Raw genomic sequence first — 14,996 nt, 5'->3', positions numbered from 1 at the left:
TTTGTCGGGTGCGCAGTATGGCCGCAAGTGGGGGCATGATGCACCCATGAATTCGCCAAGTGCCCCTTCATCGATCCAATGGCGCAGCTGCCACTTCGACCAGCTCAGCCTGCGCGAGCTCAGCAGGATCTTCATGGCGCGGCAGCTGGTGTTCAGCGTCGAGCAGAACTGCGCCTACCTCGATGCCGATGGGCATGATGAGGTGTGCTGGCACGTCGCCGCCTGGTCGCCCGAGCATCGCGTGCCGCTGGCCTATGCACGCGTGCTGCCGCCGGGGGAGAAATACGCCGAGGCCTCCATCGGCCGTGTCGTGACCACCAGCGCCGGGCGCGGGCTGGGCCTGGGGCGCGAGCTGGTGCGGCGGGCCGTCGAGGTCGCCCGCCAGCAGTACCCAGGGCATGGCATCCGCATCTCGGCGCAGTCGTACCTGGAAGGGTTCTACGGCAGCTTCGGCTTTGCCATCCAGGGCGAGCGCTACATGGAAGACGGCATCCCGCACACCGAGATGCTGCTGGCCGCGGCCTGAGCTCGGGCCGCCTGCCGAACCTCAGGCTGCCTGCGGCGAAGACTGGTTGGCCGGCGGCTCCTGCCCGTGCACCGACACGCGGTTGCGGCCGCTGCGCTTGGCGGCGTAGCAGGCGCGGTCCGCGGCCTGGAGCACCTCCGCGTGCTTGCCGAAGCGTCCGTCCACCGGCACCAGCCCGATGCTCGCGCCCACGTTCAGCCGCTCGCCGCTCCAGCGCAGCTCGTAGCGCTCGACGGCGTGACGGATCTTCTCCGCGATGGCGATGGCTTGCGCCACCGGGCAGTGCGGCAGCAGCACGGCGAACTCGTCGCCGCCCAGCCGGGCCACGGTGTCGGTCTGGCGCACCTGCGACACGATCTCGTGCGACACGTCGCGCAGCAGCGCGTCGCCTGCTGCGTGGCCGGCGCTGTCGTTGACCTGCTTGAAGCGGTCCAGGTCGATGAAGAGCGCGCAGAACGGATGCTGCGCGGCGCGTGCCGTGGCCTGCTCCAGCAGCGACTCGAACTCGGCGCGGTTGGCCAGACCCGTGAGCGAATCGTGGCTGGCCACCCAGGCCAGGCGCTCGCGCTGCTCGCGCGCCTGCGTCACGTCCTCCACGATCCAGATCGTGCCCTGTGACGGATTGCCCGGCACCACGGCGCGGCCGCGCAGATGGGCCCAGAAGCGCTCGCCCGAACGGCGCATCAGCTCCAGCTCGCCGTCGAATGCGCCGAACTGCATGAGCGCCGGCCGCGCGCGCTCGGCCATGGCGGCATAGGCCTCGTCGCTGGCGTAGATCATGCGCGTGTTCTGCCCGCGCACCATCTCCTTGCTCCAGCCGAAGATGCGCGAGAACTGCTCGCTCACCAGCTCGAAGCGGCCGTCGCGCGTGAAGCCGATGCCCACCTCCGCGTTGTCCAGCACCGCCTGCAACTGGCGCAGCAGGCCGGCGGTCTCCTCCTGTTTCAGGTGGCGTTCATGCACCACCTTCAGGAAGGCGCGAGAGAGCTGCCCGACTTCGTCGTTGCCGTGCGGCCAGTCCTGCACCGCCGGTTCCTCGTCATCGCGCAGGGCTTCGGCGCGACGGCGCAGCACCGAGATGCGGCGCGTGAACGACCAGCCCAGCAGGCCGGCGAGCAAAGCGGCAGCGGCGCCCACCGCGGCGGCGGCGCGCCAGGCAGTGGCCTGCGCGGCGATGAGTGGCTGCAGCGCGACTGACTCGGGCATCACGCGGATCACCATCCAGTCGGCCTCGGGAATGCCCGCCATGGAGACGAGGTAGCCGTCCATGATCTGCGCCAGGCCTTCGTTGTGGATGGTGCGGCCGTCGCGGGCCCACTGCTGGTAGGCGGCGGCCACGCCCGGCTCTTCCTCGGCACGGCCGAGCAGCCGCATGGGGTTGGGGTGCGCGACCACCACGCCGGTGACGTCCATGACCATCTCGCGAGAGAGGTCGATGCTGTCGTCGTGGCTCGTGTTGTCCAGCAGGATGCTGCGGCGAAGTTCCAGCACGCCGCCGATCATGCCGATCGTCTTGCCGTCCTTGGTGCGGATGGGCGCGGTGAAGATGATCACCGGGGCCTTCGTCGAGCGTCCGGTGTGCGGGCGGGAGATGATCGGCAAGCCGCCTTGCATCGTGCGCTGGAAGTACTCGCGGTCGCCGATGGGAATCAGGTCCTGCTGGTCCGTGTCTCGCCGGACACGGGTGCGCATGTTGCCGTCGGAGCCGGCGATGAAGAGGTTGTCGAACAGCGCGCGCACCGAGGCCTGGCTGCGCAGATATTGCGTGAGGGCGGCAGGGTCGTCCAGCATCTGCGGCGAGACCTGCGCGGCCACTGCGGAGAGCGTCGTCTGGAACAGCGTCACCTTGCTGGCAAGCAGCGTGGCGCTGCGCTCGCGCTCCTCGGCCACGTGCAGCAGCAGCATGCGCTGCGTCTCCTGCTGCGTGCGCGCCAGCACGACGTAGGTGCTGATGGCTGCCGAGGCCACGCCGGTGACGACCGCGATCGCCACGATCTTGAACTTGAGCGTGGAGACCCAGGACAGCAGCAGGCGACCGGCAGACGACAACATGGAGACCTCAGTCCTTCGCCATGGGCGACACCGCCCGCACGAAGGGTCAACCATGCTCCCACGGTGGATCGTCGCGCGCCGGGCAATAAGCCCGGGGATTGGGCCTCAGTTCATCGCGGACGGCGGCGTCGGGGCGTCAGGTGTGATGCCTGTCACGCCGCGTTGCGGTGCAGGGCGCGCTGGACTTCGGACTGCCAGGGGAGGGCGTGGACGATGCCGTTGAGGTGGACTGCGGCTTGGGTGGTGGGCAGGGGTAGCCCTTCGGAGTCGATCAAGTGAAGATTGGTGACCAGTGCCATCGGGTCGGCCATGGCAACAACGCCATCGGCGACTTCCACCCAGTCCCAAGCTACGCCGGCTGCGGGATCTGCCGAGGGGCTGCCCCAGACGGTCTGCCCGTACAGATGATCGCCTTCTTTCACGTTGAAGACTTGCGTTCCGAGGTGCACGAAATGTAGCTCCGGCGCGCTCTCCGCCTGCCACAATAGCGGTGGCCACGCGCACACAATCCAAGCGGGTGTCATCTGCTTGAGGTCCTGCGTTGGTGGATGGATGGGGTCACGATGGAACGCAGTGTGATGCGTCACTTTGCGTTTGACATCTGTAAGTCCTTTCAGGGGTCAAGTCGTAAAGCGCGCGATGCGCGCAGGTCTCGTTGGGAGTGGAGAAGAGCCATGCTCCAAGATGGATTCACCTCGGTGCTTCAAGTAAAGACGCGTGATGAGTTTGGAAAGGAGCTCGAGCGCTTTGCTTCGAATCTTGGATTCAAGATCGTCAACGCCGTGGCTATCGTTGATCACTTTGGCCGAGATTCGGACTTCATTCATGTGAACAACGTTCCCATTGAAGCCCACGAGATAGATGTTCCGCAAAACAGTCGGCGTGATCCAGTAATGCAACACTGCAAACACGCGAGCGTTCCCATCATCTGGAATCAAGACACCTATACATCGATTGGTCTAGGCGAACGGTGGGAAGCTCAGGCGCGATTCGGTTTTCACACTGGCATCGCGCTGGCGCTCCATCTGCCTGAAGGCAAGCACTTTTTTTTATCTGTTGATCGGGATCAGCCGCTCCCAAACGACAGAGGCGAAGTCACGCGTCTTGTGGCAGACCTTCAACTCTATGCGGTTCATGCGCAGGACATAGCTTTGCGTGTCTTGCTCCCGCCAGAACCCGAGCGAGACCTACCAAATTTGACCCCTCGTGAGCTTGAAAGCCTTAGATGGACGATGGAAGGGAAGACGGCTTGGGAGCTTGGGAACATTCTCGGGATTAGCGAGAGAACAGCCGTTCTCCACCTGAACAATGCAATGCACAAACTGGGATGCATTAACAAGCATCAGGCAGTGCTGAAGGCATTGAGACTTGGAGTTATTCGCTAGAACAGTCGGTCAGGTCGTCAACACCTGTAAGAGTTGACAGTTTCGAGACCTTGATGTCGCTGCTGGAATGGAGTCTCACGCACAGGGCGTGCGTCCCCATCCCAGGAGCCTCACATGTCGCAACAGCAAACCCCGGCCACTGCTCAAATCCAAGCGAAGCTGCCGACGCAGCCGGCTGTGCCGTCGGCACCGATGCCGTTGGATGACAAACTGCTTGCCCTCGTCGGTGGTGGTACATCAAGTGCCAGTGGCCCTTATACGACTTGGTAGTCTCTACGGCGTGTTAAGACGCCGAATTGCTGCTATAGCTCCAGGCCCATCGCGTCAGTCGTAGTGTCTTAGCTGGCCCGTGCCACGTGTCTATGACCGTGCCCGGGCCTTCGTCATTCTGGCCCTATCGAGTGGCCGAGTGCGCGGGAGAAATGTTGAGCGGATGTTTCTTGAGGCGCATCATCCTCGCTTGACTTGGCATTCGACAATGCCAAGCTCCTTGCATTGACAACCAAGAGCACACGCGCTAGTCAAGTTGCCGATCTCTGTCTCCGGCAGTTTGTGAAGCCTCAAGTCCTACAAAGGTGGGAATTGCGTTCCGTGCGCTTGCCGCGCACACTCCCCGCCGTGTCTTTGGGGAGAGGGGCGCATGCACGCCAGCCTGGAAAGGCGGTTCACCGCCGTACTGGACGTTCGAAGTCGCGAAGACTTGATCGTCGAATGCCTTCGATTTGCTAACGATCTCGACTCGAGCGAATGACGGCCTCCGTCATCGTCGACGTGGGTGACGGGCAGACGGAGTGGGCCTCGGTCGACAACATGCCCAGGGCCTATGTGCCGTTCGGCTCATCGAGGGAGCTTGGCAAGATCGATCCGGTGTGTCAGCACTGCAAGCGATCCTCCCGGCCCATCATCTGGGACCGCCGAACCTACGCGGCAGCTGGACACCTGGGCAAGTGGGAGCATCAAGCACCCTTTGGCTACGCATCTGGGGTGGCACAGGCATTTCATTTCCCCCGGGGCATTCACTTCTTCATCGGCATTGATCGCTTCGGCGAGTTGCCCTCCGACCCCACCGAATCTGGACGTTTGCTGGCTGATCTGAGCCTGTTTGCCTCCCTGGTCCAGGAGCCCGCATTGGCTGTGCTTCTGCCCGAGTTAAGGGACGCTGCCAATGAAGTTGCATTGACATTGCGCGAGATGGAGTGCTTGCAGTGGACGATGGAGGGCAAGACTGCATGGGAGGTCGGCCAGATTCTGTCCATCAGTGAACAGACGGCGGTCCGGCATCTCAACAACGCGACGCACAAGCTTGGGTGCGCGAACAAGCATCACGCTGTGATTCGGGCCTTGAGGCAGGGGATCCTTCGATGACGGTCGATGCTATTGACTTTGGCCTGGCAACGCTCGATCTCAAGAATCGAGATGACCTGCTGAAGGCGGTGCTTTCTTTCGCCAGGGATCTGGAATTCGAGCAAGTGACTGCAATGGTTGCTGAAGATCGCATCGGCTCGGAGACTCGGTTTGCATGGGTCGCCAACATGCCGGAGGAGTATCGAGAGATTTGTGAAAACGTCACGAGGGCGAAGTGCGATCCCGTGATGCAGCACTGCAAGCGTCACGGCACACCTATCGCGTGGAACCAAACCACGTATGTGACTGTGGATCAAGGAGAGCAGTGGGAGGAGCAGGCCCGATTCGGTTACTGCACAGGTATCACCTTTGCCTTGCATCTGCCGCACGGGCACCACTTCTGGATCGGCGTTGATAGAGATCAGGAGTTGCCTAACGACCGTAGAGAGGTCGAACGAATGACTGGGAACTTGATGTTGTTCGCTGTTTCCGTTCAGGAGGCGGCGATGCAAGTGTTGCTGCCGACGACCAGAGAACGTGTCTGCGCGCGCTTGACACCCAGGGAACTGGACACCATCCGCTGGACGATGGAAGGAAAGACGGCCTGGGAAGTTGCGCAAATCCTGTCCATCAGCGAACAGACCGCAGTTCGCCACCTCAACAACGCAACTCACAAGCTCGGATGCGTGAACAAGCATCACGCGGTAGTCAAGGCGTTACGTCTGGGACTCCTGCACTGAAGACGCTTCTAGAGGGCAACGACCAATGATCCTCGATGAGTTCACATCCGTCCTCAGTGTCAAGTCGCGAGAGGGATTTCGATCCGAAGTTGACCGGTTCACTGGCTGGCTCGGGTTCGAGAAGTTCAATGCGACCGTTGTGCTGGACGTCACTCACACTGAATCGCGATTCGCCTGGGTGGACAACACGCCAGCGGCCTTCGAACCTCTGGCTTGCAATTTCGAACGTGCACGGGTCGATCCTGTGGCTCAACATTGCAAGACATTCAGCACGCCGATTGTTTGGGACCAAGGGACGTACACGAGCCTTGGACTTGGGCCGCATTGGGAAGAGCAGGCGGCTCATGGGTACAAGACCGGCATCGCGTTGGCTTTGCATTTGCCGAGGAGGTTCCACATCTACATCGGACTTGATCGCGCAGAACCTCTACCAAGCGATCGTTTAGAGCTGAGCCGCATGGTGTCGGCGCTGCACCTCTTTGCCGCCTTTGCGCAGGATGCTGGCCTTCGCTTGCTGCTTCCTTCACTTCGGGTCGATGAAGACTTCGAGGATCTGACGAGACGCGAACTCGAATGCCTCAAGTGGACGATGGAAGGCAAGACGGCCTGGGAGGTTGGGCAGATTCTTTCCATCAGCGAGCAAACGGCGGTAAGACATCTGGTCAATGCCACGCGCAAGCTGGAATGCATCAATAAGCACCAAGCCGTGGTCAAGGCGATGCGGCTAGGGTTGATTCAATGACTCGGCAATGCTGAAGCCTGCGACAACGGTGCACAGGAAGGGAGAGAAGAATGCCTCACGAGGACTTCACATCGGTACTGCAAGTCAAGACGATCAATGCCATTGTCGTTGTGGACCACTCTGACCGCGGTTCCGACTTCTTGTTTGTCAGCAACACCCCGTTGGAAGCGTCCGAGCTTGACGACCGGGAATACAACCAGTGCGACCCGGTCTTGCAGCATTGCAAGCACTCTACGAGGCCCATCGTGTGGAATCAGAACACATACACAGAGGCAGGCTTGGGGTGGCGTTGGGAATGGCAGGCCCGCTTCGGGTTTCACTCTGGCGTGGCACTTGCACTTCATCTCCCGCAGAAAAGGCACTTCTTCTTTGGTATCGACTGCGACCAACCCTTGCCGAGCGACTCGCGAGAAGTGGCGCGAATGACGGCGGAGCTCAGCCTCTTTACCGTCTATGCGCAGGACGTTGCATTGAAGGTCCTGCTTCCTCCGGAGCCTGAAGTCGATCCACCAAAATTGACTCGACGCGAACTTGAAGGACTCATGTGGACGATGGAGGGAAAGACCGCCTGGGAAGTCGGGAAGATCCTGTCCATCAGTGAGCAGACGGCCGTGAGGCATCTCGTCAACGCGGCCCGGAAGTTGGATTGCATCAACAAGCATCAAGCAGTGGTGAAGGCAATGCGACTCGGCCTGATTCGGTGAGATCGTTTCAGAGGCGTGCGCTCCATGCTTGTGCGAGCGCTATAGCGTTGCCTCTGTGCCGATCGGCGTGCTGCTGACTGAGAATCCAGAACGGCCCGGAGCTCACCGACTTACACCAAGTTCTCATCCTACGCAATGCCAGAGCCTTTGTATCGCTTGAACCGCTGAGCTCTTCTACGCTGCGCCCTTCATTCGCAAGCATTGAGGCTTCGTGAATGAGGCGGAAAGGCTTGCCGCGAACAGGCCGACTTACAAGCGACAGGAGGCGCGCATGCGCGAATTGAAGAGCGAAGAAATTGCGGTTATCGGCGGCGCTGGCTCGGTGGTCCCGCAAACCAGGACGCCCGTCATCCCGGTTCTGCCAGGGCACGGCAAGTTCCCTTTGCCAGACCCGATGCCTACCCCCGTGCCGGCAGACGGCGCCAGTTGAAGATCGAGACAGCCATGCACTTCAACGAGGCGGCGAAGGACCATCCGCAGAAGGCCGCGTGCAGGCACTGCGGCGATGCGCGGTTCTATTCCCATGAGATCCATGCCGGTGGTGGCGTGGCGGTCGATCGTCTGCCGGCAGGTCTCTTGACCGGAGCCAAGTACAAGCTGCGCGTTTGCGGGACGTGCGGGTTGACGGACTGGTTCGTGCCTGCCGAGTACCTCGATGGTGTTCGGTCATTCTTCAAACCAGAAGTGCACCTGAAGCCCTGACTCTGGAAAGCACGTCGCACGAGTGTTTGTCAATGACAAAGCTTTGCCATGGTCTCCATGCACTCGTTGCGATGCAATGCCATGCAGCGACATCGCAACGTGGAGGACGTGCCAAGGGCGCGAGCGAGCATGAAGCTTTTTCGTCAGGAGGCTGTTGAGGCGCGCAGCGCTCAGTGGCTGGGAACAGTGCGTCTGGTGCGGCCGCTTGGATTCAGCGTAGCGACGGCCGTCGCCGCCTTCTTGGCGGTGTTGTTGGTGAGCTTTGTCTTCCTGGGCGAGGTCAACCGCAAGGCGCATGTGCCGGGCCTCCTTGTGCCGGCCTTGGGCAGCGTCAACATCACTGCGCCCACGGCAGGGGTGGTATCGCAGCGGCTCGTGTCACAGGGCGATCGGGTGCAGCCCGGCGATGTCCTCATGGTTGTTGACACGGAGCGCCAAGCCTTGGGCGGTGAGCAGGCTGGCGGGGGCGTGGAAACCAGGATTGGCCGGCAGATCGAGTCAAGGCGCCAGTCCATCGAGCGGGAACGTGCGATGCGAGAAATGCAGGTGAAGCAGCGTGATCAATCGATGGCAGATCGCCTTCGCACGCTGTCTTCCGAGCTTCGGCAGTCAGAAGAAGAGTTGGCGATGCAACGCAGGCGCGTGGAGCTTGGCAAGAAAAGTGCTGACCGATTCGCCCAGTTGGCCCGAGAGGGGTTTGTCTCCGAGGTGCAGGCGCAAGGCAAGCAGGAAGAGCTGATCGACATCACGACTCGCCTGCAGTCGATGGAACGTGTCCGTCTTTCATTGCTGCATGACCAGCAGGTCCTGGTGCAAGACAGGCAAACCGCGCAAGCCCAATGGCAGAACGACTTGCAACAGTTGGCGCGGGGAGAGGAAAGCATTCGTCAGGAGGCGGACGAGAACGCCTCGAAGAAGACGTTCGTGGTTGTTGCGCCGGCGCTGTCGACCGCCAGCAAGATCAGGCGATACCGGGTTGCTGCCCTTGGTCCAGCGCTTGGCCAGGCGGTTCAGGCAGGCCAACTCCTGGTCACCTTGGTGCCCGAGTCCGAAGACGGAAGCGTCGCCTTGGAAGCGCATCTCTACGCGCCCACGCGAGCCGCCGGATTCGTTCAACCAGGCCAATGGGTCTATCTGCGGTACGCGGCCTACCCGTATCAGAAGTTTGGCCTCTATCGCGGACAAGTGCTGTCAGTCTCCGGCTCGCCCTACACGCTGGGCGATCTGCCTGGTCCGCTGGCCGCTCAGTTGGGCGCGCAGGTAGGACCGGGCGAAGCGCTCTTTCTCGTCCGTGTGCAGCTGGACGAGCAGACGGTGATCGCATTTGGTCGGCAACAGGCCCTGAAGCCCGGGCTTGCGCTCGATGCCGATGTAGTCCAGGACCGGCGAGCGATCTGGGAGTGGGTCGCCGAGCCCATCCTCGCTGCGAAAACGCAGATGAAAGTTCTTGCTGCTCATCCCAAGCCGAACCATGGCGGGGAGGGGGGAGTATGAAGACAGCGAAGGCTGCCTGCTGGGAGTGGTGGCCCATTCAAGATAGAAAGAAGAGCAGATGGAATATTTGAGCAAAGCGGATCCTGCGTTGGATCATGTGTATGGGGGTGGCGAGACCACCACGACCACCACCACGACCAACACCAATACTTGCAACGGTACGATCGTCACCGTCAAGATCGACATTGGGCCGTTTGGAGCGTCTTACACGAAGTGCACCCCCGTCGCTCCGTCTGGCGGAGCCAGCGCCCCGAGCGCCGGCTCGTCCGCCCCCTCGGGGCCGCCTCCGAAGTCGAGTGACGACAACGAAGACAGCAAGGTGAGGCACTAAGCTTCACGGGCCCGCGGCTCGAGCTGCGGGCTTCTCTCGAAGAATTGACGGTGACAAGTGCAGGGATGCTCCATGCAAGTGCTTCGATGGTTATTGGGCGCGTTAGCTCTGCTGATGTTTGCGTCTGGACAGGCTGCAGTGGTTAACGAGAAACCTTTGGTCGCCGAAGATGCAAAGAGCATGACGGCCGACTCTCAGAAGCCTGCCTGTATCGAATCCAGAACGGGGCAGGTCACGATCGACAAAGGCATTGGTTCCGTCTACGAGGTCACTGCACCATGCCATGACGATGGCAGTCGGCCTCTGGTTGTCTTCGTCAACTATGTGTCCGAGGCGGACCGCGACTACTTCTCTATGCCGTCGGTGTCTCTGGCTCGGAGCACGCCCAGATCTTCGGTCGCCTATACCTACAGATATCTTGCTGAGCGTCTGGCGGCCCGGGGCTTTGTGACTGTTCGCAATGACCCGCTTGGCGTGGGTTGCCGGGAGGGAGAGCACGCTGCTGCGGATGCGTTGTCCCCGTTTTGCATTCGCGCGTTTGAGACTGCGAGAGTGGAACGCTCGGACTACGCCGAGGTCTTGGGCAAGGTCTTGCTAGCAGCTGATGCCAGTCTTTCAACGCATCTGGCAAACCGGGGCGTCGTATTCATCCTGCACTCTGGAACAACATTGGTTTTGAAGGATGTCTTTGAAGGGGCATATGGTCTGGAACCGTCCAGGACTGGTGTGGTGGGCGTGTCAGCGCTCATCGGGACAGGAATGGCGAACGATCAGTGGCAAACCAGTGGTGTGTTCCAGGCACGGATCGATCGCTGCGAGTCTCAGTACGCTCTCAGACTTCATTTCTCGCGATGCGTGCAACGCGCACTCGGGGACAGCTACGCGGTCGGGCGCATTCCGGAGGAAAGCCGTCGCCTCATCAATTCTGAGTGCGAGCGTATCGGTGCAGCCTGCAAGAAGACCGCCGTTGCTTTGCTTAATGAGATTACAGAGACGGTCTCGAAAAACTTTCTGGAAGGAGCTTCTCAGGGAGACAAATATTCGTCGCCTGCTGGCTATGTAGGAACATTGAGATCGCATCTTGACATTGTCAGTTCGACTGATTCGCCTTGTTCCCTTTTGGTCACGATGAGGCCGGCAGTTCGGCTCATCTATGGTGATGCTGACGTCGCACTTTCTGGTGACCAGCAAGTTCGCGAGTGGGTGTCCTGCGGAGGCAGCGCGGCCGACGCCATCACATTGGCCAATGTTGGCCATACGCTTGGCCCAAATGTTCATACTGGGCCTATGACCGAGGAATCAGCCGAACTTGTGATCAACGCTGCGGTGGATGTCGCTCGTCGACTATCCAACCGACTCTCATCGCCGTGAGCGAACAAATCCGGCCTGGTTATCTGCGCTGGCGAATATGAAAACCATCCTCCAATCTGAAGCCAACGAGTGCTCTCTGGCTTGCCTCGCGATGGTGGCTTCGGCGCATGGTGACAACGGCGATCTAGGTGAACTGCGGCGCCGTTTCAGCGTCTCGCTCAAAGGCTCCAACCTGCGGCAACTCATCGCAAACGCTGAAGAGTTGGGCTTCAACGCCCGCCCGGTGCGCGTCGAAGTGAACGAACTGTCTCAATTGAAGATGCCTTGCATCCTGCACTGGGACATGAATCACTTCGTGGTTCTGGTGGCGGCCAACAGCCGGAATGTGACGATCCTCGATCCTGCGATAGGAAAGCGTCGGTTGACGCTGGAGGAGTTCTCGCCGCATTTCACAGGCATAGCGCTGGAGCTCACTCCCACCTCTGACTTCAAGCCTCGCTCTGCTCCTCCGCGCGTTGCCTTGAAGTCGCTCACGGGGCGTGTCCTGGGGCTGCGGCGGTCGCTGACTCAGATCCTGATGCTTGCATGTGTGCTGGAGCTGTTCTCGCTGGCGGCGCCAATGGTCAATCAGCTGATCGTCGATGACGCGCTGGCCTCGCATGACGCCGAGTTGCTGTCCGTGCTGATACTTGGCTTCGGACTCTTGTTGTTCATTCAGACCTTGGTTGCGTTGGCCAGAAGCTGGATGGTGATGGTGCTTGGGCAAAGTCTGAGCTTTCAGTGGACAAGCAACATGTTCGGGCACTTGCTGAAGCTACCCGCATCGTTTTTCGAGCGAAGACATCTTGGCGACATCGTCTCGCGTTTTGGCTCCGTGTCGTCGATCCAGAGAACGCTCACGCTAAGCGTGGTGGAAGCGCTTCTCGACGGCCTGATGGGTCTTCTGGCCCTCGCGATGATGCTTTTGTACTCGACCACTTTGACAGCCGTGGTCGTAGGCGCAGTACTCGCGTATGCGTGCCTGCGCTGGCTCGCCTTTCGACCGTTCCGGGAGGCAGCGGCCGAGCGGTTGATCGTTGCGGCACGGGAAAATTCCCACTTCCTCGAATCGCTCCGGGCCATCGTTCCGCTCAAGCTCTTCGGACGTGAACGGGAACGCCATGCGCGATGGCAAAACCTGTTGGTGGATGTGCAGAACCGGGACATTCGCACCGCGAAGCTCAACATCATGTTCAGCGCAGCGAACACCTTCATTTTCGGCATCGAGAACCTCCTCGTTCTCTGGCTCGGTGCGGGTATGGCGATGCGCGAGGACGCCCGATCTGCAGGCGTGTTCACGGTCGGCATGCTGTTCGCCTTCGTGAGTTACAAGACACAGTTCACCAGCCGCGTAGCTGCGTTGATTGACTACGGAGTCGAAATCAAGATGCTCGGCTTGCACTCTGAGCGGTTGGCCGACATTGCATTGGCCGAACCCGAGAAGGCCGAAAGGCGGCGGGACCTTCGTCATCTGCAAGCAGACATCGAGTTGCGCGGTGTGAGCTTCCGCTATGCCGATGGCGAGCCCTGGGTGCTCAAGGATGTGAACCTGCACATCAGCGCGGGAGAGAACGTTGCCATCGTCGGCCCCAGCGGCGGGGGCAAGACGACGCTGCTGAAGGTGCTGCTCGGTCTGATCCAACCAGTGGAGGGAGAGGTGCTCTACGGAGGCCAGCCGATGCAACGCATCGGCGTGCAGAACTATCGTCGCTTGGTGGGAACGGTCATGCAGGAAGACGTCTTGATGGCTGGAAGCATTGCGGACAACGTGAGCTTCTTTGACAACCAGCCCAATCTGGCAAGAGTGCAGGCGTGCGCCCGATTGGCTCAGGTGCATGACGACATCGAGAAGATGCCGATGGCCTATGAAACTCTGGTGGGGGACATGGGTTCCTCGTTGAGTGGCGGGCAGAAGCAGAGAGTCTTGCTGGCGCGTGCTTTGTACAAGTGTCCCAGGGTGCTTGCACTCGATGAGGCAACCAGCCATCTGGACGTTGCCAATGAAAGGCTGGTGTCCCAGTCGCTCGGGCGCTTGAAGTTGACGCGTGTCGTCGTCGCGCATCGACCGGAGACGATCGCCGGCGCTCAGAGGGTGGTGAGGTTGAGTGAAGGCCGTGTCGTCGATCTGCATTCGGTGAATTCCAGGCCGACTGACTTGGTTGCGCTGCAGGGTCAGTGAGCCTCGTCGCGAGGCGCCTCGCGACGAGGCACTTGAATCACGCCGCCGGATCACGTCGCACGATCGTTTGTCAATGGCACAGATTGGGCATGGCCTTCATGCGCATGCTGCGATGCAATGGCGTCAAGCGCGGTGCACATGCATGTCGGCAGACGGCGCGCCGCAGGGGGAACGAGGAAAGTCAAAATGCACAAAGAACTTTTGAATAACAAACCGCGCCTGTTGCGGGCGCTGGCTGCGAGCTTTGCAGTGCTCGCGTTTTCGGGCGTGGCGTTCGCCGGTGACTATCGATTGCGGCAAACAGAGCCGGATGTGGGCTCCAACATCCGGCGAGCCATCGGCGCCACATCCATTCCACTTGACCGTGGGTATGCGGACTTGAAGGAGGAAGAGATCGCGGACTTGCGATCGCGATATGAGTCTCTGTCACCCACCGACGAACCGCCGTTTCCGCTCTACGGCCTGAAACCACTGGCGGCCGCTGTCTCGCGTATGCAGCACTCGTTGCTCATCGACGGCCGGCTGTCGTTGGTGATCCATGTGGGGGCCGACGGGGTGGCGCAGTCAGTGGGGGTGGTCGACAGTCCGAACGATGACTTGCAGGCCGTCGTCTTCCGCGTGCTGATGGACACGCCCTACAAACCTGCGAAATGTGCCGGCAAGCCCTGCGTCATGGACCTGCCGTTCATGTTGAAGTTGAATCGCTGAGGTTCATCGAGCGGCGCAAAGCCCAAGGGGCGGAAGAGCGGGTGGCAAAGCTCGGTATGCTGCGACTCGAAAGTCCGTCCGCCTTGTTCCATCCACCATGCCCCACCTCATCCTCCTCGGCGACTCCGTCTTCGACAACGGCGCCTACGCCAACGGCGGCCCGGCCGTCATCCAGCAGCTCCAGGCCCAGTTGCCGACCGGCTGGCGCGCCACCCTCGGCGCGATCGACGGATCGACCACCGACGACATCGCAGCGCAGCTGGCCGACATCCCTGACGACGCCACGCATCTCGTCCTGAGCGTGGGCGGCAACAACGCCTTGCTGCGCGCCGAGGTGCTGGAATCGCCCGTGGCCTCCAGCGGCGAGGCCCTGCTGATGCTGGCCGATGCGGTGGACGGCTTCCGGTCGTCCTATCGGCAGGTGGTCGATGCCTGCCTGGCGCGTGGGCTGCCGCTGGTGGTCTGCACGGTCTACAACGGCTGCTTCCCGGAGCCGACCTTCCAACGGCGCGTGACCATCGCGCTGGCCGCGTTCAACGACGCCATCGTTCGGGTCGCTGTCGAGAAGCAGTTGCAGGTCATCGAGCTGCGGCTGGTCTGCACATCAGATGAAGACTTTGCCAACCCGATCGAGCCCTCCGTCATCGGCGGCGGGAAGATCGCGCAGGCGGTGGTCCGTGCGGTCGCGCTGGCTTCAACAGCGTCGCCGGGTGCTCGGGTTGTCGGACTTTGATCGGCC

General features: G+C 61.0%; 14 protein-coding genes. 12 read left to right on the top strand and 2 right to left on the bottom strand.

Annotated features, from left to right (window positions below):
* The first annotated feature begins 46 nt into the window (after nt 1–46).
* On the top strand, nt 47–526 hold the full coding sequence (locus tag DZC73_RS13475) for a GNAT family N-acetyltransferase (RefSeq protein ID WP_124540827.1): 480 nt from the start codon (nt 47–49) through the stop codon (nt 524–526).
* Nucleotides 527–547: 21 nt separating this feature from the next.
* Here DZC73_RS13475 and DZC73_RS13470 read toward each other — a convergent pair whose 3' ends face one another.
* Nucleotides 548–2,578 carry a PDC sensor domain-containing protein gene (locus tag DZC73_RS13470; RefSeq protein WP_161974574.1) on the bottom strand — a complete coding sequence of 677 codons (2,031 nt, stop codon included), beginning with the start codon at nt 2,576–2,578 and terminating at the stop codon, nt 548–550.
* 152 nt (nt 2,579–2,730) lie between these two features.
* Nucleotides 2,731–3,027, bottom strand: a complete 297-nt coding sequence (locus tag DZC73_RS13465) for a DUF4902 domain-containing protein (RefSeq protein WP_124540825.1) — start codon at nt 3,025–3,027, stop codon at nt 2,731–2,733.
* A 225-nt stretch (nt 3,028–3,252) separates the two neighbouring features.
* Here DZC73_RS13465 and DZC73_RS30610 point away from each other — a divergent pair, with 225 nt between their 5' ends.
* The 11 genes from DZC73_RS30610 to DZC73_RS13410 all read left to right on the top strand — a co-directional run bounded on the left by DZC73_RS30610 (nt 3,253) and on the right by DZC73_RS13410 (nt 14,990).
* The gene (locus tag DZC73_RS30610) at nt 3,253–3,963 is read left to right on the top strand and encodes a helix-turn-helix transcriptional regulator (RefSeq protein ID WP_161974573.1); all 711 of its coding nucleotides are present in this window, start codon (nt 3,253–3,255) and stop codon (nt 3,961–3,963) included.
* A 747-nt stretch (nt 3,964–4,710) separates the two neighbouring features.
* Nucleotides 4,711–5,328, top strand: a complete 618-nt coding sequence (locus tag DZC73_RS13455; protein WP_124540823.1) for a helix-turn-helix transcriptional regulator — start codon at nt 4,711–4,713, stop codon at nt 5,326–5,328.
* On the top strand, nt 5,325–6,047 hold the full coding sequence (locus DZC73_RS13450; protein WP_124540822.1) for a helix-turn-helix transcriptional regulator: 723 nt from the start codon (nt 5,325–5,327) through the stop codon (nt 6,045–6,047). Before DZC73_RS13455 ends, DZC73_RS13450 begins: the two co-directional genes overlap by 4 nt.
* Before the next feature lie 25 nt (nt 6,048–6,072).
* Nucleotides 6,073–6,789 (top strand): helix-turn-helix transcriptional regulator, encoded by a 717-nt coding sequence (locus DZC73_RS13445; protein WP_124540821.1) that lies wholly within the window; start codon nt 6,073–6,075, stop codon nt 6,787–6,789.
* Nucleotides 6,790–6,839: 50 nt separating this feature from the next.
* Nucleotides 6,840–7,493, top strand: coding sequence for a helix-turn-helix transcriptional regulator (locus DZC73_RS13440; protein ID WP_124540820.1), 654 nt, complete (start codon nt 6,840–6,842; stop codon nt 7,491–7,493).
* A 444-nt stretch (nt 7,494–7,937) separates the two neighbouring features.
* Nucleotides 7,938–8,195, top strand: coding sequence for a hypothetical protein (locus DZC73_RS13435; protein ID WP_124540819.1), 258 nt, complete (start codon nt 7,938–7,940; stop codon nt 8,193–8,195).
* Between the two features lie 129 nt (nt 8,196–8,324).
* Nucleotides 8,325–9,689: an HlyD family secretion protein gene (locus DZC73_RS13430; protein WP_161974572.1), complete on the top strand. Its 1,365-nt coding sequence runs from the start codon at nt 8,325–8,327 to the stop codon at nt 9,687–9,689.
* Nucleotides 9,690–10,092: 403 nt separating this feature from the next.
* A complete protein-coding gene (locus tag DZC73_RS13425; protein WP_124540817.1) occupies nt 10,093–11,391 on the top strand; it encodes a hypothetical protein in 1,299 nt (432 codons plus the stop codon).
* Nucleotides 11,351–13,549 (top strand): peptidase domain-containing ABC transporter, encoded by a 2,199-nt coding sequence (locus tag DZC73_RS13420; RefSeq protein WP_235835118.1) that lies wholly within the window; start codon nt 11,351–11,353, stop codon nt 13,547–13,549. The genes DZC73_RS13425 and DZC73_RS13420 overlap by 41 nt, the downstream gene beginning before the upstream one ends.
* Before the next feature lie 186 nt (nt 13,550–13,735).
* Nucleotides 13,736–14,257, top strand: a complete 522-nt coding sequence (locus DZC73_RS13415; RefSeq protein ID WP_124540816.1) for a hypothetical protein — start codon at nt 13,736–13,738, stop codon at nt 14,255–14,257.
* Between the two features lie 97 nt (nt 14,258–14,354).
* Entirely contained in the window at nt 14,355–14,990 is a 636-nt protein-coding gene (locus DZC73_RS13410; RefSeq protein WP_124540815.1) for an SGNH/GDSL hydrolase family protein, read from the top strand.
* Nucleotides 14,991–14,996 lie beyond the last annotated feature (6 nt).

It is taken from the genome of Rhizobacter terrae, from assembly GCF_003852895.1.
GTDB classification, from domain to species: Bacteria; Pseudomonadota; Gammaproteobacteria; order Burkholderiales; family Burkholderiaceae_C; genus Albitalea; species Albitalea terrae.
The sequence above is the reverse complement of the archived record's forward strand: the minus strand, read 5'-3'. Positions and strand labels throughout refer to the sequence as shown.

Bases quoted from the DNA above. Each gene is read 5' to 3' on its own strand.
- DZC73_RS13440 (WP_124540820.1), top strand. From the start codon at position 6,840: ATGCCTCACGAGGACTTCACATCGGTACTGCAAGTCAAGACGATCAAT.
- DZC73_RS13445 (WP_124540821.1), top strand. From the start codon at position 6,073: ATGATCCTCGATGAGTTCACATCCGTCCTCAGTGTCAAGTCGCGAGAG.
- DZC73_RS13425 (WP_124540817.1), top strand. From the start codon at position 10,093: ATGCAAGTGCTTCGATGGTTATTGGGCGCGTTAGCTCTGCTGATGTTT.
- DZC73_RS13435 (WP_124540819.1), top strand. From the start codon at position 7,938: ATGCACTTCAACGAGGCGGCGAAGGACCATCCGCAGAAGGCCGCGTGC.
- DZC73_RS13470 (WP_161974574.1), bottom strand. From the start codon at position 2,578: ATGTTGTCGTCTGCCGGTCGCCTGCTGCTGTCCTGGGTCTCCACGCTC.
- DZC73_RS30610 (WP_161974573.1), top strand. From the start codon at position 3,253: ATGCTCCAAGATGGATTCACCTCGGTGCTTCAAGTAAAGACGCGTGAT.
- DZC73_RS13420 (WP_235835118.1), top strand. From the start codon at position 11,351: ATGTCGCTCGTCGACTATCCAACCGACTCTCATCGCCGTGAGCGAACA.
- DZC73_RS13430 (WP_161974572.1), top strand. From the start codon at position 8,325: ATGAAGCTTTTTCGTCAGGAGGCTGTTGAGGCGCGCAGCGCTCAGTGG.
- DZC73_RS13455 (WP_124540823.1), top strand. From the start codon at position 4,711: ATGACGGCCTCCGTCATCGTCGACGTGGGTGACGGGCAGACGGAGTGG.
- DZC73_RS13475 (WP_124540827.1), top strand. From the start codon at position 47: ATGAATTCGCCAAGTGCCCCTTCATCGATCCAATGGCGCAGCTGCCAC.
- DZC73_RS13450 (WP_124540822.1), top strand. From the start codon at position 5,325: ATGACGGTCGATGCTATTGACTTTGGCCTGGCAACGCTCGATCTCAAG.
- DZC73_RS13415 (WP_124540816.1), top strand. From the start codon at position 13,736: ATGCACAAAGAACTTTTGAATAACAAACCGCGCCTGTTGCGGGCGCTG.
- DZC73_RS13410 (WP_124540815.1), top strand. From the start codon at position 14,355: ATGCCCCACCTCATCCTCCTCGGCGACTCCGTCTTCGACAACGGCGCC.